This window comes from Flavobacterium sp. 1355 (assembly GCF_017833415.1).
Classification (GTDB): Bacteria; Bacteroidota; Bacteroidia; order Flavobacteriales; family Flavobacteriaceae; genus Flavobacterium.
Window position 1 is genome coordinate 110,598 of the sequence record NZ_JAFICC010000006.1, and the last position, 24,437, is coordinate 135,034.

At 33.5% G+C, this 24,437-nt stretch carries 17 protein-coding genes; 12 read left to right on the forward strand and 5 right to left on the reverse strand.

From position 1 onward, the window contains the following. Nucleotides 1–36 precede the first annotated feature (36 nt). From JOD96_RS09235 to JOD96_RS09245, 3 genes are all read left to right on the forward strand, one after another. Nucleotides 37–1,956 carry a hypothetical protein gene (locus tag JOD96_RS09235; protein WP_209563994.1) on the forward strand — a complete coding sequence of 640 codons (1,920 nt, stop codon included), beginning with the start codon at nucleotides 37–39 and terminating at the stop codon, nucleotides 1,954–1,956. A gap of 203 nt (nucleotides 1,957–2,159) precedes the next feature. Continuing rightward, on the forward strand, nucleotides 2,160–5,561 hold the full coding sequence (gene ileS, locus JOD96_RS09240) for an isoleucine--tRNA ligase (protein ID WP_209563995.1): 3,402 nt from the start codon (nucleotides 2,160–2,162) through the stop codon (nucleotides 5,559–5,561). Nucleotides 5,562–5,571: 10 nt separating this feature from the next. Further along, entirely contained in the window at nucleotides 5,572–5,952 is a 381-nt protein-coding gene (locus JOD96_RS09245) for a TraR/DksA family transcriptional regulator (protein WP_026983623.1), read from the forward strand. A 236-nt stretch (nucleotides 5,953–6,188) separates the two neighbouring features. On the opposite strand, the gene JOD96_RS09250 is transcribed toward JOD96_RS09245, so the two are convergent. Continuing rightward, nucleotides 6,189–6,569: a hypothetical protein gene (locus JOD96_RS09250; protein ID WP_209563996.1), complete on the reverse strand. Its 381-nt coding sequence runs from the start codon at nucleotides 6,567–6,569 to the stop codon at nucleotides 6,189–6,191. Nucleotides 6,570–6,602: 33 nt separating this feature from the next. Then, nucleotides 6,603–6,959, reverse strand: a complete 357-nt coding sequence (locus JOD96_RS09255) for a roadblock/LC7 domain-containing protein (RefSeq protein WP_209563997.1) — start codon at nucleotides 6,957–6,959, stop codon at nucleotides 6,603–6,605. Between the two features lie 178 nt (nucleotides 6,960–7,137). Here JOD96_RS09255 and JOD96_RS09260 point away from each other — a divergent pair, with 178 nt between their 5' ends. From JOD96_RS09260 to JOD96_RS09285, 6 genes are all read left to right on the forward strand, one after another. Continuing rightward, entirely contained in the window at nucleotides 7,138–7,350 is a 213-nt protein-coding gene (locus JOD96_RS09260) for a hypothetical protein (RefSeq protein ID WP_209563998.1), read from the forward strand. A 94-nt stretch (nucleotides 7,351–7,444) separates the two neighbouring features. After that, nucleotides 7,445–8,044 carry a lipoprotein signal peptidase gene (locus JOD96_RS09265; protein WP_209563999.1) on the forward strand — a complete coding sequence of 200 codons (600 nt, stop codon included), beginning with the start codon at nucleotides 7,445–7,447 and terminating at the stop codon, nucleotides 8,042–8,044. A 187-nt stretch (nucleotides 8,045–8,231) separates the two neighbouring features. Continuing rightward, a complete protein-coding gene (locus JOD96_RS09270) occupies nucleotides 8,232–11,390 on the forward strand; it encodes a UvrD-helicase domain-containing protein (protein WP_209564000.1) in 3,159 nt (1,052 codons plus the stop codon). A gap of 71 nt (nucleotides 11,391–11,461) precedes the next feature. After that, nucleotides 11,462–12,655 carry a glycine C-acetyltransferase gene (kbl, locus tag JOD96_RS09275; RefSeq protein WP_209564001.1) on the forward strand — a complete coding sequence of 398 codons (1,194 nt, stop codon included), beginning with the start codon at nucleotides 11,462–11,464 and terminating at the stop codon, nucleotides 12,653–12,655. Nucleotides 12,656–12,767: 112 nt separating this feature from the next. Beyond that, nucleotides 12,768–14,234, forward strand: coding sequence for an OmpA family protein (locus JOD96_RS09280; protein WP_209564002.1), 1,467 nt, complete (start codon nucleotides 12,768–12,770; stop codon nucleotides 14,232–14,234). Nucleotides 14,235–14,298: 64 nt separating this feature from the next. After that, nucleotides 14,299–17,064, forward strand: a complete 2,766-nt coding sequence (locus JOD96_RS09285; RefSeq protein WP_209564003.1) for a PD-(D/E)XK nuclease family protein — start codon at nucleotides 14,299–14,301, stop codon at nucleotides 17,062–17,064. A gap of 106 nt (nucleotides 17,065–17,170) precedes the next feature. Here JOD96_RS09285 and JOD96_RS09290 read toward each other — a convergent pair whose 3' ends face one another. Both JOD96_RS09290 and JOD96_RS09295 read right to left on the reverse strand, forming a co-directional pair. Then, nucleotides 17,171–17,947 carry an alpha/beta fold hydrolase gene (locus tag JOD96_RS09290; RefSeq protein WP_209564004.1) on the reverse strand — a complete coding sequence of 259 codons (777 nt, stop codon included), beginning with the start codon at nucleotides 17,945–17,947 and terminating at the stop codon, nucleotides 17,171–17,173. 228 nt (nucleotides 17,948–18,175) lie between these two features. Next, nucleotides 18,176–19,468, reverse strand: a complete 1,293-nt coding sequence (locus tag JOD96_RS09295; protein ID WP_209564005.1) for an aminopeptidase P family protein — start codon at nucleotides 19,466–19,468, stop codon at nucleotides 18,176–18,178. Between the two features lie 174 nt (nucleotides 19,469–19,642). On the opposite strand from JOD96_RS09295, the gene JOD96_RS09300 reads away from it, so the two are divergent. The 3 genes from JOD96_RS09300 to JOD96_RS09310 all read left to right on the forward strand — a co-directional run bounded on the left by JOD96_RS09300 (nucleotide 19,643) and on the right by JOD96_RS09310 (nucleotide 22,724). Next, nucleotides 19,643–19,894 carry a hypothetical protein gene (locus tag JOD96_RS09300; protein WP_209564006.1) on the forward strand — a complete coding sequence of 84 codons (252 nt, stop codon included), beginning with the start codon at nucleotides 19,643–19,645 and terminating at the stop codon, nucleotides 19,892–19,894. 155 nt (nucleotides 19,895–20,049) lie between these two features. After that, on the forward strand, nucleotides 20,050–21,357 hold the full coding sequence (locus tag JOD96_RS09305) for a hypothetical protein (protein ID WP_209564007.1): 1,308 nt from the start codon (nucleotides 20,050–20,052) through the stop codon (nucleotides 21,355–21,357). Between the two features lie 17 nt (nucleotides 21,358–21,374). After that, a complete protein-coding gene (locus JOD96_RS09310; RefSeq protein ID WP_209564008.1) occupies nucleotides 21,375–22,724 on the forward strand; it encodes a hypothetical protein in 1,350 nt (449 codons plus the stop codon). An 81-nt stretch (nucleotides 22,725–22,805) separates the two neighbouring features. Here JOD96_RS09310 and JOD96_RS09315 read toward each other — a convergent pair whose 3' ends face one another. After that, nucleotides 22,806–24,167, reverse strand: coding sequence for a hydroxymethylglutaryl-CoA synthase family protein (locus JOD96_RS09315; protein WP_209564009.1), 1,362 nt, complete (start codon nucleotides 24,165–24,167; stop codon nucleotides 22,806–22,808). Between the last annotated feature and the right edge of the window lie 270 nt (nucleotides 24,168–24,437).

A 24,437-nucleotide genomic window follows, 5' to 3' on the forward strand; every position in this document is an offset into this window, starting at 1 on the left:
CCATCAGGATTTATTCTGGTGGCTTTTTTTATGTCTATGAAAAAAATAATATTCTTAATCGCTTTACTTGTAATTGGTTCAGTTCAGTCACAAGAAAAAATAAGCTCCAAAAAAAAGAAGTTCTATATACCGGTAATCCGATATTCAGATTTCCCTGTTCTTGATAATGCATTAACACAAACCACTTTTTATCAATTGGATAAACAGTTAATTCAGGAAGAAGCAATCTTAAAGAAAAAATACTTCAATATAGAAGGATATATAAAAGATCCGGCAAATGGGAAGCTTAGAATTTATTTAACCATTGCATTGCCCAAATACAGCGCAACAAAAGTTGATAGTGTTTATGATAAGAAAAAAAATGCATGGCAGTTTCAGGTCTATTCTAATTATGATGTTAAGATAAAAGTAGAAGCCAAATGTGCTGATAAAATGATACTATCACAAGATTTTAATAGCATAGAATCACATATTGTTGGTGCTGAATATAATAAAGGAAGTATCAAAGCAGTAATAGAATTAAATAACAAAAGAGTTGCAGATGCTGAAAGAGATGATAACTACACTGTTGCAGAACTGGGAATCGATCAAATGATTTACCACTCTGTAGAAAGAATTCAAAACTATCTTAACTACAAGTTAGCTTACACAACAGATGAATCTAAAGAAAAATTTGAATTTGTAACTTCAAAAGGGCATCCGGAATATAAACAAATGCTCGATTTTGAGACTGAAATTACAGCTCAAATGGAGAAAGTGACACTCGAAAAAGGTTTGGATGAAAAACTGCTGACACCACATTTGCAATATTTAGAAAGCCTGTTGGTTAAATATCCGCCTTCACCGGCAAATGAAAACATTCGGTTTATAGTTACAAATAATTTGGCAGAAACGTATTTCCTGCTTGAGAATAAGGAAAAAGCCTTGTTATATGCGAACTTACTTATTGAAAATGATAAACAGGACTCGAGAGGTTCGGCTATTATTAAAAGATTAAAAAACAGTGTTTTTGCAGATAAAAAGATAAGAAGCCATACAACACGTTTTGCTGATCTTAAAAAGTTAGGTCTTAAAATTGCCGAAGAAAAAGAAGAAAAAAGATTGGCCTTTTTTGAGAAAATAGAGCAGCAGGATGCAGCGTGGGAAATTGAAAAATCAAATCGCGAAGCAAGTTTAGAAAAAGCAAAACTGCAGAGATTTAATCTGCTGGATTCAATTCCGTATCAGGCAAATGCCAATTTACTGGCAAAAATTGTAGATAATTTAGGCGGAAGTCAGGCTTTGAAAAAAATTGAAAAAGCACATCTCCTGTCGAAGCTTTCTATAGAAGGAACCAATATTCCTCAAATGGAAGAAAAGTGGGCAACGACATCTAATTATCTTTTAAAGAAAAAAATGCCTGAAACCTATTATGAAATTGTAAACGGGGCCGAAGCATGGAGTCATGATGACCGCGAAAGCGGAGTAAACGCAAAATGGGCAAGATTGTCAACATACGATTATGGTAATTTGTCTAAAAATGTTGATTTAGTAAATTTTCTTACCGATTTAAGACTTGATTTATGGAATAATCTTGAGGTTTTACAAGATGAAATGTATGAAGGAAGATTATGTTATCACTTAAATTATTTTGAAAAAACGTTAAGTACAGGAAACAGAACAATCCCAAAAACAGATTATCATGTTTTTATCGATAAAGAAAATTATAATATCGTTTCTACGGAAAAAACGGAATTTGATAATGGAAATAAAAGCTTTTTTGAAAGAAAACTTTTTGGAGATTATCGTCCTGTTGCAGCATTAAATTCCGGAAAAATTCCGCATAAAATTAATTATGAAATCGAGGATTTTAATGGAGAAACGCTTTATCAGGAAAACCGTGAAAAGATAGAAATAAACCCTGTTTTTGGAAACAGGATTTTTATGAAAGAAGTATATTTCGGAGGGTTTAAATAATCTACAGCTTCTCTGAATTAAGCAAATTAAATTTGATTGGTTTTCGGTCTATACGCTCAATATTTTGAGAATAGTATCGGAAACTAATCAAATTTTTTGTTTTTGTATCTATTCTCTCAACAAAAGTTTGTGAAATTTAAAGAAATTGGTGTACAATAATCCAAAATTCCTTACTTTCGCACCTCGATTAAGAAAAGGATAAAATGAGTACAAAATTTACTGAATACAAAGGACTTGACTTGCCAACAGTAGCATCAGAAGTTCTTGATTTTTGGAAGAAAGAAAATATATTTGAAAAGAGTGTAACAACCCGTGAAGGTGCTGAGCCTTACGTGTTTTTTGAAGGTCCGCCTTCAGCAAATGGATTACCTGGAATTCACCACGTGATGGCACGTGCGATTAAAGATATTTTTTGCAGATATAAAACCCAAAAAGGTTTTCAGGTAAAAAGAAAAGCCGGATGGGATACACACGGTTTGCCTGTAGAATTGGGTACAGAAAAAGAATTAGGCATTACAAAAGAAGATATCGGTAAAACTATTTCTATCGAAGAATATAACGAAGCGTGTAAAAAAACCGTAATGCGTTATACCGACGTATGGAATGATCTGACCGAAAAAATGGGGTATTGGGTAGATATGGAAGATCCGTATGTGACTTATAGACCAAAATATATGGAGTCTGTTTGGTGGCTTTTGAAACAAATCTACGATAAAGGTTTGTTGTACAAAGGGTACACAATTCAGCCATATTCACCAAAAGCCGGAACAGGATTATCTTCTCACGAAGTAAACCAGCCGGGAGCTTACCGTGATGTTACAGATACTACCATTGTAGCGCAATTCAAAACATTGCCAGAAACACTGCCTTCCTTTTTGCAAGGTTTTGGAGATATCCACATTTTAGCATGGACGACAACTCCATGGACTTTGCCATCAAATACAGCTTTGACTGTTGGGCCAAAAATTGATTACGTTTTAGTGAAAACTTTTAATCAATATACTTTTGAGCCAATCAATGTTGTTTTGGCGAAGAATTTAGTTGGAAAACAATTCGGAAAAGGATTTGTTGCCAGTACTGATGAAGCAGATTTCGTCAACTATAAATCTGGCGATAAAAATATCCCGTATATAATCTTAGCAGAAGCAAAAGGAACTGATTTAGTCGGAATAAAATACGAGCAGTTATTGCCTTATGTCCTGCCATATCAAAATGCCGAAAATGCATTCAGAGTAATTTCAGGAGATTTCGTGACTACAGAAGACGGAACAGGAATTGTACATACCGCTCCGACCTTTGGTGCAGATGATGCGAAAGTTGCGAAAGAAGCGATACCGGAAATTCCGCCAATGTTAGTTTTAGATGAAAATGGTACAGCTGTGCCGCTAGTAGATTTGCAAGGTAAATTTACTTCGCATTTGGGAGATCTGGCCGGGAAATATGTTAAAAACGAATATTACGATGCGGGTCAAGCTCCAGAACGTTCTGTAGATGTTGAAATTGCAATTCGTTTAAAAGAAGAAAATAAAGCTTTTAAAGTTGAAAAATATGTTCACAGTTATCCACACAGTTGGAGAACAGATGAACCATTATTATATTATCCACTAGATTCCTGGTTCATCAAAGTAACCGATGTAAAAGATAGAATGTTCGACCTGAACGAAACTATCAACTGGAAACCTAAATCTACTGGTGAAGGACGTTTTGGAAACTGGCTTAAAAATGCCAACGACTGGAATTTATCTCGTTCTAGATATTGGGGTATTCCATTGCCAATCTGGAGAACAGAAGACAAAAAAGAAGAAGTTCTTATTGGTTCTGTCGAAGAATTGTACAATGCGATTGAAAAATCTATCGAAGCAGGCTTTCAAAAAGAAAATCCATTTAAAGGTTTTGAAATCGGGAACATGTCAGAGTCAAACTATGATTTAATCGATTTACATAAAAATGTAGTCGATCAAATTACTTTGGTTTCTGCATCAGGACAGCCAATGAAACGTGAGAGCGATCTTATAGATGTTTGGTTTGACTCTGGAGCAATGCCTTATGCACAATGGCATTATCCTTTTGAAAACAAAGACAAAATTGACGACAATAAAGACTTTCCTGCGAATTTTATCGCAGAAGGTGTAGATCAGACCCGTGGATGGTTTTATACGCTTCACGCTATTGGAACTTTGGTTTTTGATAAAGTAGCTTATAAAAACGTAGTTTCAAACGGTTTGGTTTTAGATAAAAATGGGATTAAAATGTCTAAGAGTAAAGGAAATACGATAGACCCTTTTAAAACCATCGAAGAATACGGACCCGATGCCACACGTTGGTACATGATCATGAATGCAAATCCCTGGGACAACTTAAAATTTGATCTTGAAGGAATTGCTGAGGTTCGCCGTAAATTTTTCGGAACTTTATATAATACCTATTCATTCTTTTCGTTATATGCTAACATAGATGGATTTAAGTACGCTGAAGACGAAATCCCGCTAAATGAAAGGCCAGAAATAGATCAATGGATTATATCTGAATTACATACGTTAATAAAGTTTGTTGACGAATGCTACGAAGATTATGAGCCGACAAAAGCAACAAGGGCGATTTCTGATTTTGTTCAGGAAAATTTGAGTAACTGGTACGTTCGTTTATGCCGACGTCGTTTCTGGAAAGGTGAATATGCCAAAGATAAAATTGCAGCTTATCAAACACTTTATACTTGCTTGCTTACAATCAGTAAATTAAGTGCTCCGGTCGCTCCTTTTTTCATGGATAAATTATACCGCGATTTGACAGCTTCTACAAAATCCGAGGATTTTGCCAGTGTTCACTTGGCTGAGTTTCCAAAATTTGTCGAAAACTTTGTTAATAAAACGTTGGAAAGCAAAATGCAGAAGGCGCAGACGATCTCATCTTTGGTTTTATCATTGCGTAAAAAGGAGATGATAAAAGTACGTCAGCCTTTGCAAAAGGTAATGATTCCGGTACTTGACGAGAAACAGCGTGCTGAAATTGAAGCGATTTCTGACCTTGTAAAAGCTGAGGTAAACGTAAAAGAAATCACACTTTTAGATGATGATTCTGGTATCCTGGTAAAACAAATTAAACCTAATTTTAAAACATTAGGACCGCGTTTTGGAAAAGATATGGGGCTGATTTCCAAAGAAATACAAGCTTTTTCTGCAGATCAGATTAATCAGTTGGACAAGCAGGGGACGTTAGATATTGTAATTGCTGGAAATAATGTAACTTTATCATTAGAAGACGTCGAAATAACATCACAGGATATCGAAGGATGGCTGGTTGCAAATTCAAACGGAATCACAGTTGCGCTTGATATAACAATCACCGAAGAATTAAAAAACGAAGGTATTGCGCGTGAGTTGGTAAACAGAATTCAGAATATCCGTAAAGATTCAGGATTTGAGGTTACTGATAAAATTAAAGTACAAATAAAAAGAAGTGGTCTTTTGGAAGAAGCAATTCTTAAAAATGAAGATTACATCAAATCAGAGACATTAACAGATAGCCTGGTTTTTGTTGACGCTTTAGAAAACGGCACAGAAATTGAGTTTGATGATATTAAAACAACGATAATAATTTCAAAATAATATAAATACCATGATAGATGAAATTACAAGATACTCTGACGCTGACTTGGCAGAGTTCAAAGAAATAATTCAAAATAAAATACAAAAAGCACAAGCCGATCTGGATTTAATTAAAAGTGCTTACATGAATGATTTAAATAACGGAACAGATGATACATCTCCAACATTCAAGGCTTTTGAAGAAGGAAGTGAAACAATGTCAAAAGAAGCAAACTCACAGTTGGCTATCAGACAGGAAAAATTCATCAGAGATCTAAAAAATGCATTATTCCGTGTTGAAAATAAAACATACGGTATCTGTAAAGTAACAGGTAAATTGATAAGCAAAGAAAGGCTTAAAATTGTTCCTCATGCTACAATGAGTATTGAAGCTAAAAACTTGCAGAGATAAATAAAAATAAGCGCTCCTATTAAGGGGCGTTTTTTTTTTTTTGTTTAAACTTTTAATGGAAGAGGATGTGACAGAGTGTTCAGGATTTTGAAAGAAATCTTCTCTGGTTAAAAAGAATCGCCCTAAATAAAACAGTATTGTTTTTGTAAGTAAAATAAATAACCTGATTTTGCATTTAAATAAAATCTTAATTAGAACCAACTTTGTGCTCAAGATGGTTCTAATTAAAAAACAGATTAGGCTAAATTCTTTTCTAATTCTGATTTATGTTTTCTTAAAATGGCTCTCGTCATTCCCAGATTTGCCTTAGTAGAATCTGCAGCCAGATAAATCATGAATTTTTTATTTGGTGAAATGTCGATAATGTGAATTTGATTAGAAAGCGTAATCAAAATATCTTCTATATCCTGATTTAAGTTTAAAGCTTTTACAGCGTTTAATTTTGCCTTAACTACTTCAAGATTATAAGCAGCAGCCAGTTCAGGGTCAAAAGCCGGGTCAACAGTTAAATTTCCAAAGCTTAATCCCGATTCAATTTCCGTTACAGCTACAGCTATAAAGCCATTTACGTTGGTTTTCATTTCATTTAAAAACACATTTAAAAAATCATTACTCATAGTTTGTTGGTATTAGTTGTTAATTGATGTATGTTATTTTAACAGGGAATTTTTACTTAATTCCGAAGAAACTTCTTCGAGAGACCTCATTAGTAAAGCTAGATTGCTCCCTTCTTTTGAAAACGCGACAATAAAATTGGAACCACTGATTTTATTTCCCACTACAACACCATCAGAGGTTTTAAGATAAAGTTGTTTTAATACACCTTTTTCAAGATCTGCCAGGAATTTTTCACTCATAGATAATATAGCCGCACTCATTGCTGCGATACTGTCACCATAATCGATATTGAGGGAAGTGATTAATTTACCCTTTCCGTTTACGATTAGCGCTGCAGTAGATTTTGTGTCTACCAGAAAATCATTTAAAGTAGTTGTGATTTCGGTCATGATTTGTAAGATTTTGAATAATTGTTAAAATTAGTTCATTTTGGTATTTTTATAGGGGTGATGGTGGTGTTTATACTAAACAACTGTTAATTTATTTAACAAATATAAATTAAATTATGTATCATTGTAAGACTAAATAGTTAATAATTTAAATTTTTTACCATAAAAACCTTACACAATGGCTAAAGTACTGAAATTCAAAGATGTGAACTCCGATGTCGAAAGCAGATTGAAAGAGTTTGAAAAAATGCGTATAAAATATAAAGCAGATATTAAAAAAGGAGAAGCCAAAAAAGCCAGTGCCGGAAAAGAAGGAGGTTTGCTAAAATCGATTTCAAATTTTTTTGCTGATACCCCAAAAACACCTGCAAATTCAGGTTTGAAAAAATAATGCTATATTTGGTTTTATTACAAAAGAATTAACGCTCCATTAGGGGCGTTCTTTTTGATTAAATTATTACTTTTGCCCATCAAAAAATCATAAAATGTCATTACGAAAAGCGTACCTCCTTATATTTTTAGTTTTACTTGTTGATCAGCTTTCTAAAATTTACGTAAAAACAAATTTTGTTTTAGGTGAGGAAGTAGTTCTTTTTGATTGGTTTAGAATTCATTTCATAGAAAATGAAGGAATGGCTTGGGGGACTAAAATTCCGGGCGAATACGGAAAATTAATTCTCACGGTGTTTAGGATTTTTGCTGTATTTGGAATTGGATACTGGCTGGCAGACGCCATAAAAAAACGTCACTCCCGATATTTGATTGTATCCATTGCATTAATTTTTGCCGGAGCAGCCGGTAATATTTTAGATTCAGTTTTTTATGGAGTTATCTTTGACGGAAGTGAAGGTAATTTAGCAACACTTTTTTCACCAACCCCTTACGGAACATGGTTTCATGGTTTGGTTGTAGATATGTTCTATTTTCCTATCTGGGAAGGAAATTTGCCATCATGGCTGCCTTTTTTTGGAGGAAAGCATTTCATGTTTTTTAATGCAATCTTTAATGTTGCCGATATGGCAATTTCTACAGGTGTAGGGATTTTACTTGTTTTCAATAAAAGAGCATTTCCGAAATCAGCATAATTTTTTTTTAAATTCCACAATAAAGAAATTCCAAATTCCAATATTAAGACACTCTTTGTGTACCGATATTGGAATTTGGAATTTTTCTTTTTTAATGATGATATTGAAATTTAGAATTTTTATTGGAATTTTTCAGCATTGGTATTGATAATTAATGTGCTATTTTTACAATACAAAACAAATGCTTATGCAAAGCTCGTCTTTTTCTATTTATGATGCGTCTGCAGGATCTGGAAAGACCTATACTTTGGTCAAAGAATACCTTAAAATTATTCTTTCTTCTCCCAAAAATGATGCCTATCGTAATATTCTGGCGATAACGTTTACCAACAAAGCCGTTCATGAAATGAAAAGCCGTATTGTTGGCAGTCTGTCTGAATTTGCAAAAGACAACCCCTCTGCAAAAGCAATTGATTTAATGGAAGATCTTTCGAGAGAAACCGGTTTGTCTGTCATTAAAATCAAAACAAAATCACAAAGTATCATCAAGCATCTTATTCATAATTATGCAGCATTTGATATTTCTACCATTGATAAATTTACTCACAAAGTAATTCGCGCATTTGCCCATGATCTTAATTTGCCAATGACTTTTGAAGTAACATTGGATACCGAAAATTTATTGGTAGAAGCCGTAGATGCCATCATTGCCCAGGCAGGTCAGGATGAAACACTGACCAAATTACTGATTGATTTTACGATGGAAAAAACCGACGACGATAAAAGTTGGGATGTTTCCAGGGAAATTCTTGAAACAGGCAGATTGGTCTTAAATGAAAATAATCGAAATGAAATTTCTCATTTTCAGGATAAATCCATTGAAGAATTTGTTGAAATAAAAAAGAAAATGTCGGCCCTCTGTGCAGCGTTAGAAAAAGAAAATGCCGATTTTTCTTTAGAGCTTCTCGCTTTAATTGATAAAAACGGAATCGATCTAAAGTCATTTTCAAGAGGAACTTTTCCTAATCATTTGGAAAGTATTCGCGATGGAAAATTCAATCCGAAAAATAAAACTTTTCATGAATTTGAAGATATAGCGATTAATAAAACGGCAAAAGACAAAGCGTTAATCGAAAACCTTATTCCTGAATTTCTTCAGGCCTTAAATAAAATTTATAAAAATTTTGAGAAAAGGGATTTTTACAAAGCCTTTCTTAAAAATATAACACCGCTTTCCCTCTTAAACACAGTTAGTAACGAATTGGCCAAAATTCAGTCAGAACAAAATATTCTGTCAATTTCAGAATTCAATGCCATAATTCACCGTGAAATTCAAAACCAGCCTGCGCCTTTTATCTATGAGCGTTTAGGAGAACGTTATCGTCATTTTTTTATTGATGAATTTCAGGATACCTCCGAAATGCAATGGCAAAATCTGATTCCCTTACTTGATAATGCGCTGGCTGGCCAGGACGATTTTGGAAATAAGGGAACACTAATGATTGTTGGAGATCCAAAACAATCGATTTACCGTTGGAGAGGAGGAAAGGCAGAGCAATTTATTGAACTTAGTAAAGAAGGAAACCCTTTTGCAAATCCGGATAAAAAAATCGAACATTTAAATACCAATTACAGAAGCTACAGCGAAGTAATTGATTTTAATAATGCTTTTTTTAAACTGATTTCTGCTGAATTTTCAAATGCTGACTATAAAGACCTTTATGAAAATCATAGTTTTCAGAATACAAATTCTAAAAAAGGGGGATATGTAAATATTTCTTTCCTTCCGATAATAGAAAAAAATGATTTTGCCGATGAAGATGAAGTTGTAGAAAAATCAGATTTATATGTATTGGCAACTCTAAATACGATTATGAATGTAATTCGTGAAGGTTTCGAATATAAAGATATTGTAATTCTGACCCGAAAAAGAGATCAGGGAATCGCTATTGCCAATTATCTGACAGAACAAAAGATTCCGCTTTTATCTTCAGAAACCCTGATGATCCAAAATGCTACAGAAGTCCGTTTAATTGTTTATTTATTGAGATATCTAAATAATAGTGCTGATTTAGACGCAAAAGCTAATTTCCTGCATTTTTTAGCCACGGCCAAAGAAGTGGAAATGCCAATACATGATTTTATTGCACTTGGAATGTCGCATAAATTTGAAAAATATTTTGAAAACTGGCTTCTCTCATTTGATGTTTCATTTTCCTTTGATGATGTCAGAAAAAAATCTTTGTATGAAGCTGTTGAAATCATTATAACAAAATTTGTTTTTCCTTCAGAAGGAAATGCTTATGTGCAATATTTTCTGGACATTGTTTTAGAACGAGATATTAGAAATCAGGCCGGAATAGCCGATTTTTTAAGTTTTTGGGATAAGAACGCTCAGAAATTCAGTATCCCATCGCCGGAAGGGAATAATGCGGTTCGCATTATGACTATCCATAAATCTAAAGGACTGGAATTTCCAGTTGTTATTATGCCTTTTGCAGAGGAAGATTATAATAGAAAACCAAAAGATAAACTTTGGCTCGACACAGAAGAATCCGACTTAGGAGTGCCAAAAGCCTTAATTGATAATAGCAGTGCCGTTGAAGGTTTTGGTGAAAGTGCCTCGGCTGTTTTTAATTTGAAAAAGCAGGAAGAATTGTTGGATAATATCAATGTTTTGTATGTGGCCTTAACGCGTGCAGAAGAACAGCTATATGTTATTTCTCAATCTTTAAAAGAGAGGAAAGATGGTGAGTTTCCAAATAATATGGCTTCATTTTTTATCAAATATCTAATGAATAAAGGAATATATGATTCTGAAAAATTAGAATATGAATTTGGAAATAAGACTAAACTTTCTCCTTCACATCATTCTGTTGATTTGGTAAAAGCGATTCCGATTGTTTCTCAAGTTTTAAATCCAAAAAACATAAAAATTGCCCAAAGAGAAGCTTTAATGTGGGGCACGCACCAACAGGAAGCAATTTCATACGGAAATATAATTCATGAAATCCTGGCTTTTGTCAAAGACAAATCAGATGTTGATCTTGCTGTTACCAAAGCAATAGAAAATGGCCTAATAACATACGATCAGACAGAAAAAGTTTTGTCTACGTTGAAGGAAATTGTCAATCATGCTGAATTGCTTGTTTGTTTTGATGGAAAAAACAAAATTTTGAACGAACAGACTATTGTCCAGAAAGAAGGTAAAATTTTAAAACCCGACCGAATTGTTCTAACCGCAAATAAAGAAGCATATCTTCTGGATTATAAAACCGGAGTAAGTAATGCAAAATACACGCGACAAATTCAAGAATATCAGGATGCAATTGAAGATTTGGGATATAAAGTGTTAAAAAGAGCTTTGGTGTACATAGGTTCGGAAATTGATGTGGTAAATTTGTGATAAAATTAATCAGATGTTAAAGCGTATAACGACTCCAAGTTGTTAATATTTAACATATTAAATAAATAAAAATGTACGGTAAAATTAAAGAGCATTTGCAAAGTGAGTTGCAGACTATTGAAGAAAACGGAATTTTTAAAAAAGAACGTATTATAACTTCGGCCCAGGGTGCTGAAATTACTATTTCTACTGGTGAAACAGTTTTGAATTTTTGTGCTAATAATTATTTAGGACTTTCGTCACATCCTGAAGTTGTTCAGGCAGCAAAAGATGCTATGGATACTCATGGTTTCGGCATGTCGTCAGTTCGTTTTATATGTGGGACACAAGATATTCATAAAACTTTAGAAAAAAAGATTGCAGACTTTTATGGTACTGAGGATACTATTTTATACGCTGCAGCCTTTGATGCAAATGGTGGTGTTTTCGAGCCGCTATTGGGAGAAAATGATGCTATAATTTCAGACAGTTTAAATCATGCTTCTATTATTGACGGCGTTCGCTTGTGTAAAGCTGCCCGTTATCGTTATGAAAATAGTAATATGGAAGATTTAGAACAGCAGTTAATTAAAGCAAACGAAGCTGGTGCACGTTTTAAACTGATTGTAACTGATGGGGTTTTTTCAATGGATGGTCTTGTAGCTCCTTTAGATAAAATCTGTGATTTGGCAGATAAATATGATGCTATGGTTATGGTTGATGAGTGCCATGCAGCAGGATTTATTGGCGCAACCGGAAAAGGAACTCTTGAAGCAAAAGGGGTGATGGGAAGAGTTGATATTATAACAGGTACTCTTGGTAAAGCATTAGGCGGAGCAATGGGAGGTTATACAACGGCAAAAAAAGAAATCATAGAATTGCTGCGTCAGCGTTCAAGACCTTATTTATTCTCCAATTCACTTGCTCCTGCTATTGTTGGAGCTTCGATCAAGGTTTTTGAATTATTAGAAAAAGATACTTCTTTAAGAGATAAATTAGAATGGAATACAAATTATTTTAAGGAAGGAATGAAAAAAGCAGGATTTGATATTATCGATGGCGATTCTGCAATTGTTCCTGTTATGTTATATGATGCAAAATTATCACAGACAATGGCAAATGAGCTTTTGAAAGAGGGAATTTATGTTATCGGATTCTTTTTTCCCGTGGTGCCAAAAGATAAAGCAAGAATTCGCGTACAATTGTCTGCCGCGCATACAAAAGAGCATTTAGATAAAGCCGTAAGTGCTTTCGTATCAGTTGGTAAAATGTTAAAAGTTATATAATTCCCATTTTATTTAATTTTTGTAGGTTTTTTTTAACATTTGATTTTGTATTTAAAAATTTTGGTGTTACTTTTGCTTGTAATTAACTAAATTGTAATTAAAAAAATTAAGTATGAAACATCTTAACAAACTTTTAGTTGCTGTAATGATGGTGATGGGTTTATCCTCACACGCGCAAGACAGTAACAATCCATGGGCTATCTCTTTTGGAGTGAATGCCGTGGATACTAGGACTAGTGCAAGTCCAGATCATGTTGACTTTTTCCCGGCGCATTTCTCTCAGCCATTTGATGTAAAAGATAACTGGAATATTCTTCCATCTTTATCTTACATTGGAGTGTCTAGATATGTAGGTTCAGGATTTTCTGTTGGTTTACAAGGGTCTGTGAATAAAATTGACAAATATGTTCGTTTTGCTCCAGATGCTCCAGGGCATGATGGAAGAGGAATGATTGTTGAAAATCCAGGTGATTTGATGTATTACGGAATTGATGCTACTATTAAGTACAGCTTCCAGGAATTAATCAAATCTAAAGTTGTTGATCCTTCGTTATCTGTTGGTGGAGGTTATACTTTCTTCGGAGATAGCAGCTACGGAACAGTTAACCCAGGTGCTGGAATAACTTTCTGGTTTACTGATGCTATTGGTCTTGAGCTTGCTACAAGATACAAATGGTCAGTTAGTGGTGATAGAGAAGATGCTTCTGGAACTCCAGATGCTCCATCTCACTTTCAACACACTGCAGGTTTAGTTTTCAAATTCGGAGGTAAAGATACTGACGGAGACGGAATCTATGACAAAGATGATGCTTGTCCAGATGTTGCTGGTTTGAAACAATTCAACGGATGTCCTGATACTGATGGAGACGGAATCGTTGATGCTTCTGACGCTTGTCCAGATGTATTTGGTTTAGCTGCATTAAACGGATGTCCAGATGCTGACGGTGACGGAATTGCTGATAAAGATGACGCTTGTCCAGATGTTGCTGGTTTAGCTGCTTTAAAAGGTTGTCCAGATGCTGACGGTGACGGAATCGCTGATAAAGATGACAAATGTCCTACAGTTGCTGGTCCAAAAGAAAACGGTGGTTGTCCTTTCTTAGACGCTGATAAAGATGGTGTTTTAGACAAAGATGATGATTGTCCTACAGTTGCTGGTCCTGCTAGTAACAGAGGATGTCCAGAAGTAACTTCTGAAGCATTAGAAGACCTTAAAGTTCAAGCTAGAGCAATCTACTTTAACTCAGGTAAAGCTACTTTCAAAACTGGTGACAAAGAAACTCCAGCTAGATTAGATGCTATTAAAGAAATCCTTAAAAACTATCCAAACGCGAAATTCAGCATTGAAGGTCACACAGATAGCGATGGTTCTGACAAATTGAACCAAAAACTTTCTGAAGACAGAGCTGCTGCTGTAATGAACGCTTTGATCGAAAGAGGAGTAAATGTTGATAACTTAGTATCTAAAGGTTTCGGTGAGTCTCAACCAGTTGCAAGTAACAAAACTGCTGCAGGTAAAGCACAAAACAGAAGAACTGAAATCAAACATATTGGTTCTAAATACGAAGGTAAACTATAATCTACCTTTTAAATAAATTACTAAAAGCCATTCTTAATTGAATGGCTTTTTTTATTTTTATCAAATGATAAATACTTCTTTTCTCGAAAAAATTGCAACTGTTATAATTCAGGATTATTCAGACCGACTCGCTGAGACGACTATTATTTTGCCAAATAAAAGAGCCAGAGTGTTTTTAATAGAAGCTTTGAAAAAAGAAACTACACATACCATACTTTCTCCGGATATTATCAGTATTGAAGACTTTGTACAAGATGTGGCAGCAATAAGAGCTGTCGATTCAATTGAGCTCTTATTTGAATTTTACGAAGTATATCTTTCAGTCACTGAAAAACAACATCAGCAATCTTTTGAACTATTTGCAAATTGGGCAAAAACACTTCTTCAGGATTTTAATGAAATAGACCGTTATTTATTAGAGCCTTCCCATGTTTTGTCTTATTTAAAAGATATTGAGGATATAAAAAAATGGGGATTAGAAGTAGAGAATAAAACCAAACTTTTAGAAAACTATATTGATTTCTGGAAACTTCTTCCTTTGTATTATGAATCTTTGTATAGTCATTTGCTTAATAAAGGAATTGGTTATCAAGGATTGATTTATCGTGAAGCTGTAAATAATTTAAATCACTTTTCAAACACTATATCCAATAGAACTTTTATTTTCGCCGGATTCAATGCCTTAAATGCAGCAGAAGAAAAAATCGTTCAGCACCTTCTTGCTTTAGATCAGGCTAAAATTTATTGGGATGTAGATCAGGTCTTTCTGAATGATCCTTATCATGATGCCGGACTTTTTGTTAGACGTTTTAAAGAAAACTGGAAACACTATAAATCAAATCATTTTGAATGGATTGTGAATGATTTTTCTCAGTCAAAAAACATTCAGGTTATTGGAACTCCAAAAACCATTGGTCAGGCCAAATTAGCGGGTAGTATTATTGAAAACATAATTTCAGAAAATCCAACAACATCTCTAGACAAAGTTGCCATCGTTTTGGGCGAGGAAAATTTGTTAATGCCCGTTTTGTATTCTTTGCCATCAACTGTAGGGGCGTTAAATATAACTATGGGATATTCAGGAAAGAATAATCCATCGCAAATATTGATTGCAAAATTATTCAAAATGCATACTAATACACTTTCGAGAAAAGGCGATAGTTATGTTTTTTATTATAAAGATGTTCTCGATATTCTGACACATCCTTTAGTGGAGCCTTATGCAAATACATATAATTTAGTAAAAATTATAAAGGAGAATAATTACACTTTTATTACCCATAACAGATTGTTTGAGCTCAATTCAAATCCTTCTGTTTTATTTCAATTATTATTTCAGAAATGGGAGAGCAGTTCAATAGCGGTTCTTGAAAATATATCAGCTCTTTTGCTTTTAATTAAAGAAAACTTTAGCAATGACAATGAAGAAGAAAAAATTGCCAAGTCTTTTGTGTTTGCTGTTTTTAAAGTCATCAATAAACTTATAAATTACTATTCTAAGCATGCACATATTGATAACATTGATACCTTATATGCAATTTATAAACAGGTAATTGATGTTGCCGAAGTTTCATTTGAAGGAGAGCCATTGAAGGGACTGCAAATTATGGGAGTTTTAGAAAGCCGTGTTCTGGATTTTGAAACCGTAATTGTGACATCTATGAATGAAGGGAAATTCCCTGCAGGGAAATCTCAAAATTCTTTTATACCTTATGATGTTAAAAAAGAATTGGGGTTGCCTACATTCAAAGAAAAAGATGCTATTTATACCTATCATTTTTATCATTTATTGCAAAGGGCCAAAAATATCTATCTGATTTATAACACAGAGAATGATGGTTTGGATGCAGGAGAACGTAGCCGTTTTATCACGCAGCTGGAAGTTGAAAAACAATCTGCACACAATCTTACTTTTGATATTTATAATCCGCTTTTGCCTGCTTCGGCATATACGCCAATGGTAGTTCCCAAATCTGATGCGGTTATGGAGCGATTAAAAGAGATTGCAGCAACCGGTTTTTCTCCATCGGCTTTGACGAGTTATATCCGGAATCCGATTGAATTTTATTTTCAAAAGATTCTTCGAATTCGTGAAGTTGAAGAAGTTGAAGAAAATATTGCCTTAAACACATTAGGGACTATTATTCATGAAACTCTTAAGGCTTTGTATGATCCATTTGTAGATAAATTTATTTCTGAAAATGATATTGCTAATTGTTTTAAATTGTTGGATGACGAAGTTCTGAAACAATTTAAATTGGTTTATAAAGAAGGAGAAATTAAAAAAGGGCGTAACCTTTTGGCGTTTGAAGTGGCGAAAAGAAATGTGTCTAATTTCCTGAGAATGGAATTGGAGTCTATAAAAAATGGCGATTCAATTAATATCATTGCTTTGGAAAAAACGTTTGAACGGGAATTTTATCACCCGGACTTACCATTTCCCGTTTTGATTAAAGGAAATGTTGACAGAATTGAGTTACGTAATGGAAAGGTAAGAATTATTGATTATAAGACTGGAAAAGTAGAAAAAGCAAGTGTTACTCTTAAATCATGGAATGGATTGACTGACGAGCTTAAAAATGACAAAATAATTCAGGTTCTTGCTTATGCGTTTATGTTTGAACCTTTTGCAAAAGATGTTCCGATGGAAGTTGGTATTATTTCATTCAAGAATTTAAAATCAGGATTTCTTCCTTTTGGATTTAAAGAAGAGAAAGAACTGACTGTAAATGTTACCAAAGAAATACTGAACAATTATTTGAATGAAATTGCCTTATTATTAAAAGAAATTTTTGATGTCAATAAGCCTTTCGAAGAAAAAATAAATTAGCTATAAAAAGATATTATTTTAAAACTATAATAACTTGCCCTGATATTGAGAAAAGGCTGTTTCAAATTTTTGAGCAGCCTTTTTTTACTTTTTGGGGATTTTCCATTTATTCGAAAAAACCGGACAATATAGTCTTTAGTTCTTCCTTGTTTTCGATATGACTCATGTGGCCGTCATCAAAAGAAACTAATTCTGCGGTTGTATCTTCGATTTGAGTACTATTTTCTTCGTAGTCTAAAACAGGGTCTTTTCTGCCTAGTACCAGCAAAACCGGAAACAGGTTTTTATGGAGCAAATCTTCTCTGTCTTTTCTCACTTTCATACCTTCGAGGGAAGCTATGATTCCCTGCAAAGGTGTTTTTAAAGCCTGTTCTTTTACTTTCTCAATTTCATCTGCTAATCGGATTCTGTTATTTTCACTGAATAAATTAGCAATGGCCAAACTTACAAAACTGACATAATTTTGCTTAACCGCTTTTATAGCCCGGGTTCTGTTTAATTTTTTGTCTGCACTGTCTTCTTTAGAAGTCGAGTTCTGTAAAACTAACTTTTGAACTTTTTCCGGGTATAATTCGGCAAAAGCCAAAGCAACATAACCACCCATTGAATGCCCTAAAATAATTGCTTTTTCTATTTTTAAATGTTGCAAAACTTCGTTAACAGCACCCGCATTATCTTCCATTTCATGGACATAACCCAGACAGTCTGATTCACCGTGGCCTAATAAATCAATAGTAATAACGCGATATTTTTCTGAGAAAAAATCAACATACTCCTGCCACATTATTTTGTTTTCCAAAAAGCCATGAAGCAGTACAATTGCTGTTCCTTTACCAGAATCAGCATAAGATATTTTAGTGTTTTTATATAGAATATTTTTCAAAATGAACTTTTAAAGTGTGAAATACAAAGGTAATAATTGAAAAATTATATAAGAAATATAAGTTCATTTCAGTTAAAATATAAGTTATTGAGTTCAAATTAAATGAGCTTAAGTAATTATATAAAAAAACGGCTTTCAGAAATGAAAGCCGTTTTGGTTTTTTATGATTTTAAAAAAAGAATTGATATCTGAGAATATTTCCCTGCATCAATCCATCCGTCAATATTACTATTCATTCATCAAAGTCTCAATTTCATCCGCTTCAACCGGAATATTACGCATTAGGTTAAAAGGTGCGCCTTTTTCCTGAACCACCACATTGTCTTCCAGACGGATTCCGAATTTTTCTGCCGGAATATAAATTCCTGGTTCAACTGTAAACACCATATTAGCCTTCATTGGTTCGTGAAGTAATCCGTAATCGTGCGTGTCAAGACCCATGTGGTGAGAAGTTCCGTGCATGAAATATTTTTTGTAAGCAGGCCAGTCAGGGTTTTCGTTCTGAACATCGGCTTTGTCAATCAGGCCTAAACCTAATAATTCAGAAGTCATGATTTTACCCACTTCAACATGATATTGTTTCCAAAGTGTTCCCGGAGTCAACATTTTTGTAGCTTCGTTTTTTACTCTCAAAACAGCATTATAAACTGCTTTTTGTCTTTCAGAGAATTTTCCCGAAACAGGAATCGTTCTTGTCATATCGCTGGAATAATTGGCATATTCTGCCGCAACATCCAATAGAATCAAATCTCCGGCTTTGCATTGCTGATTGTTTTCGATGTAATGCAAAACATTTGCATTATTTCCCGAAGCAATAATTGGCGTATAAGCAAAACCTTTAGAACGGTTGCGGATAAATTCGTGAGCCAATTCAGCTTCAATTTCATATTCGGTAACATTTGGCTTTACAAACGAAAGCAATCTGCGGAAACCTTTTTCTGTAATATCGCAAGCTTGTTGAATCAAATCGATTTCTTCGCTTTCTTTTACAGAACGAATGCGCTGCAAAATAGGGTTGCTTTTTGCAACATTATGAGCCGGATAACGCTCTTTCCACCATTTTACAAAACGGGCTTCGCGGGTTTCTGTTTCAACAGTTGCGCGGTAATGTTCATTAGTATTGATGTACATCGTATCGGCGTACGTCATCATTTCGTTCAAAATTTTATGAAAATCCTGTAACCAATAAACCGTTCTGATTCCCGAAACCTGATATGCGCGTTCTTTGCTTAGTTTTTCGCCTTCCCAAACTGCGATATGATCGTTGGTTTCTTTCAGAAAAAGCATTTCTTTTTGGTTCTCAAAAGGTGCATCCGGAAACAAAAGCAAAATACTTTCTTCCTGATCTACACCGCTCAGGTAAAAAATATCACGGTGTTGTGCAAACGGCAATGTACTGTCGGCACTAATCGGATAAATGTCATTTGAGTTGAAAACGGCAACAGAATTAGGTTTCATTTCTGCCGTGAATTTTCTGCGATTTTTTACAAAAAGAGCGCTGTTTATTTGATGATATTTCATAATAAATTGATTTTTGAACTTCGATTTTCAAAATTAGTGATTTTTGAAGATGTATCGCAAAATTGAATTATTAAAGTTTTCTTATTTGTTTGGGGTTTGCCACGAAGGCACTAAGGCATAAAGTTTTTATATAATCTTGTTGTTTGAAGAAATATTCAGGATGGTGAAATAAATATGACATTAACCGGACTTAATCAATTTAAAGAACAAGCTGAAAAAGCGAAAATGTATTTTTCAGAAAGAGAGCAAACTATTACAGCTTTTAATCACCTTGAATTGAAAACTGAAATCGAGATCGATTATCATGTTGTTCTGGCAATGGATTTTCCTAACGGAATGAAGATTGGAGATGAATTAAACTTAAAAGGAAAATCAATTTTTGAATTTATAGACAATAAAATTCTTAAATTGAGTGATGTAAGCTAGTTGTAAACAGGTTAAATCTTGCGTGGAATCAATAATTGAAATAAGAAAAGTCGAAAATCAAATTTGAATTTTGTTTAAAAAGTAAAAAAATACTTGAAAATGTTAATTTTTTTAATAGTTTTGGATTGATTCCTATACACACTATTACACCTTTTATGAATAAAAAAACCAGGTTTTTTAAAAACGTTTTACTCCTTCAATTTATACCCATTCTTTTACTAGGGATTTTAATCTCATCAAATTTCAGAGAACAAAAAATACTTAAAATTAGACAGCTTCATCCTTATGAATTTAATTATGGATATGCGGTTCCGTTATTGGTTTTTGGTATTGGTTTAATGCTTTCGCTTTTTAGCTTGTTTTCAAAACAGGAAGACATTCCGCAAGATGATGAAGAGGAAATTTTGAAAATAAAACGTCAGAAGAATTTTTGGAAGTTTGCATTTTATTGTAATGTTTTCTTCATTGCTGCTATTGGTATTTTTTCTGCAGTAATTTCTCGTGAAGATCCCATTGTTATAGATCAGCCAGTACTCTTTTATAGTTCAATAGTCTTAAGGGCTTTACTTGTTATTGTGATAAGTCTGGTAACGGCTTCGTTCTTTTTAGCAGCCGGAATTAATTGGAAAACAAACAAAACACTTGCTGTAATTAGTTTAATTTTCAGCTTTTTTATTATAGGGGCTTCAATTTTTGGCGACGTTCTTTTTATGGGGAAATTTCATGAGGCATCTGAAAGCTATAAAATGGCTAAAAACGAAAAAAGAATACCGGCAGAGGGAGAAGAACAACTTGGCGATTATGATGGTGATGATAGTTATGAGGAAAGTGAGGAAGGTGATTACCAAGAAAGTGAAGAAGTCGAAGAAAAAGAACCTCTGGAAATTGATAAGTCAAGACTCACTACTTCTCTGGAATCTACGATGGACAATTTGTTTGTAAAGAAAAATGGCTGGGGAGATGGATTTACATACGTCAGGTCTTATTTGTATAGTCTTTTAAACACACAAACATTTGAGGATGACTTTTATCTTCTCAATTATATGGCAAATTTAAAAGACCGTCCAGCGGAACTTTATTCTGCTTTTGAAAGTTATAAATCAATTCTTTATACTACCGTTTCGGCAGAAACATATCGCGATAATCATTTAGATACAGTTGTAAACGGGTTATTGTTGGTTTATGAAGATGTAGGTACAGATAGTGAACAGCTGAATAAAATTTACAGGGTTATGGAAATGGATCCTGCAGACTCGGAACAAGCTAATATTGGAGGATATTTGCCAGGGTTGGAAAAATATTGTTCTACTTACACGCTTAGGGAACTTAAACGTAATAAAGTTTTTTGTCCTTACGATTCTGATATTGTTTGGTTTTATAGTTTTTGGGCCAGAAGAAACAGAGACGGCTGCGCAAAAGAAGTGGCATTAATTTTAAAAGAAATAAAAGAACATTACAATTAAATACCTTCGGTTAAAGAATGATTAAATCTTATAAAATAATTTTAACAGCTCAGTTTTTTGCATTAGCGGTATTTGCTTTTGTGTTTTATACAATACAATATGGTAATGATTTTGCAGTAATTCCAACAATCCCGTTGTTATTAATGGGTTTGTCTCCGTTGATTTTGCTTGGAATTTCGATATTAATCCAACGATTAATTGCTGCAATTATATATTCTGATTCTGCAGAAAATGATGAAGAGAAAAAAAGTGAAGATCAATTTTGGAAGATTTCTTTTGTTACAAATGTGGTTTTTGGCGCTTTAGTATTTTTATTGTCTGTTTTTTGTGTCGCAGTAAATTTTGGAATTGGAATAAAAGGAAATTACGATTTTGGAATTAAATTTTCTGTTTTCTTGGCTCTTATAATTATCGCCAGTTTTATAATTGGTGTTTTTTTAAGAATAAAACAGTCTGTAAATGAAGTAAGTAAATTGCTTGGCGGATTAATGATTTTTCTTTCACTGATTGTTTCTGGAGGTCCCTTGTTTTTTGGATTACAAAATATGATTACGCTGCAATATTATTCAAATGAAGTAATCGAAGCCATAAAAACAGTTCCTGAAGTAGACGAAACATCTATATCAATTGACAGTACTGCTGTAGCTATAGACAGTTTTGCTGTAGATAGTTTAAGAACTGCCCAACAAAGGGCGATGGAAGATTTGGGAGAACCTGAAGATTATTATGGTATTAAGGATTTTAGTTATCCCGAATTAGAAAGAGAAGTACATACTACAGAGGTATTTGATGGTAAGTATCGCGAAACAGAAACGCTGTTTAAACTTTTTATGTCCGATTTTTTAAGACTTAAAAAAAGACAATCTTTTATGGAGATAAGAAGAGCAATTCATGTTGGTCTTTCTCATAAACAATATCCCGAAATTGTTCAAAAAATTAAAGTACTGAGATATAATTCTAATGACATAGAAAGTGCATTTAATAGTTGTTATCCTTTAATTTATGCTATAGTATCAGATAAAATTTATTATGACTCCAATTTAAATTTTCTTGTAGATGCTTTAATTAAAAGTTATGATGATCTAGATGACGAGGCATTAAATAAAATTTATGGAATTATGGTTACAGGTACAAAAAAAGAGTTTCCTGCTTACTATTTTGAGAGACTTAAGCCTTATGTGTCAAAAGATGTATTACAATTAATTAAGAAAAATGCTGATGAAGATACCGAAAATGAATACAGCACTCAATTGACAACAGTATGGATTTACAGTTTTTGGGCAAGGAGAAATAAAGAAAGGAATATGAGTGTGATTTATGATAATTTAAAACATATGCAAAGTCATTACGCAAGAGACCCGGAATAGTTTTTAATTCTAAAAACAGCATAAAAAAACCGAAGCAATCAGCTTCGGTTTTTTTATTTATTTGGATTTTTTTATTGAAAATTAATCTACCCATTTATAATATCTAGCCCCAATCAAAACAGGAATCTCTTTTTCAATTCGGTCTAAAACCCATTCGTTTTTCGGAGTTCTCACACTTTGTTTTTGTTCTTTTTTATGAAGACTTTCATAAGTATTGAAATCAATTTCTACGCTTTCTTCCAGATTTTCAAAAAGCTTTACATTTAACAAAGCCGATTTCCATTCTGTCTGAATTGTTCCTTCAAAAACTTTCGATTTCGATCCGCTTCCATAAGCTAAGAAACCAAATTTTGTTCCGGCGACTTCTTGCTTTGTATCATAATAATGAGCCAAAGTAGATAATAGTCCCATAAAAATAGAACCCGTGTAAAGATTTCCAATTAAAGAAGAAGCTAATTCAGCAGACTGTAATTTCTCAGTTACAAATTTTTTGTATTCGTCTGATTTTCCAACTTCTTTAATTTTATTCTGATAATCTGCAGCTGCTATGTTATCGGTAATAATTTTATCAGAATGATCTAAAGCATAAATTTCTGATAACATTCTGCGTCCCTGAAAAGAATACGGCAAATGCATTATAATGCTGTTCCAGGTATTATATAAGGTTTCGGTAGTATTTTTTAATTTCTTGAATGAAAAGTAAGCATTACGCGTACGATCCATATAACATTGATTTGAATATTGACCGTCAAAAACCGGTTGATCTTTGTGTATTTCGATTTCAGCTTCCAGATTGTCAAACCACGGATCGTTGTTTTCATTTTTCGTGATCGCTTCTTTCGAGATAGTTCTGTAAGGTTTGAAAAAGTCAAAAACACCTTTTGTGCTTGTTGCCCAATTTTCATCAAAAGCAATAATTCTCGGGTTTGAAGTTATGAGCATTGCCAAAGCTCCTGCGCCCTGCGTATATTCTCCGGTAGAATTTAAATCGTATTTTGCAAAATCGGTAGTGACAACAATTGCTTTTTTAGTCGGATTCAATCTTACAAAATCAATGCAGTTTTGCAAAGCATCTACACCGCCGATGCAGGCAAAAGTAAAATCCACAACATCACATTCTGCCAAAGTATCTTCTCCGAATTTCTGTTCTATTAAACTAATCAGGTAAGAACTGATTGGTTTTGAACTGTCGATGCCGCTTTCGGTACCCACATATATTCGGCTTATTTCGTTTAGGTTAATTTTATTTTCAATCAAAAGTTTGGTTAACGCATTTGCTCCAAAAACCACTGCGTCCTGGTGAACGTCCGGCAAAGTCATTTTTAGTAATCCAAGACCTTTTTCTAATTTTTCTGGTTCAATATTTCTGGCATTCGCCAAAGTTTTTATGGGTAAGTGTATGTTTGCTACATCAAATGAGATAGCATCAATTCCTGTTTTCATTCTTAATTTTTTGAGCCGATAAAGGTAAAACTATGCGGCGGACTGACAATTTTTTAACCTTATAAAATTTCGGTTTAGAGCAACTTTTGAAGAAAATAAATTAAAACTTTACTTAAAATAATAATTTGATAAACATTTAAGGTCAGAAGATCGAGGGAGAAATATGTGAATAACATCTTAAAAATAAGTAATTAAAAAATCCTATACCAAAATTATTTGATATTTAATGAAATTTATAAGTAAAACTACGTATACGTAGTCTATTTTAAA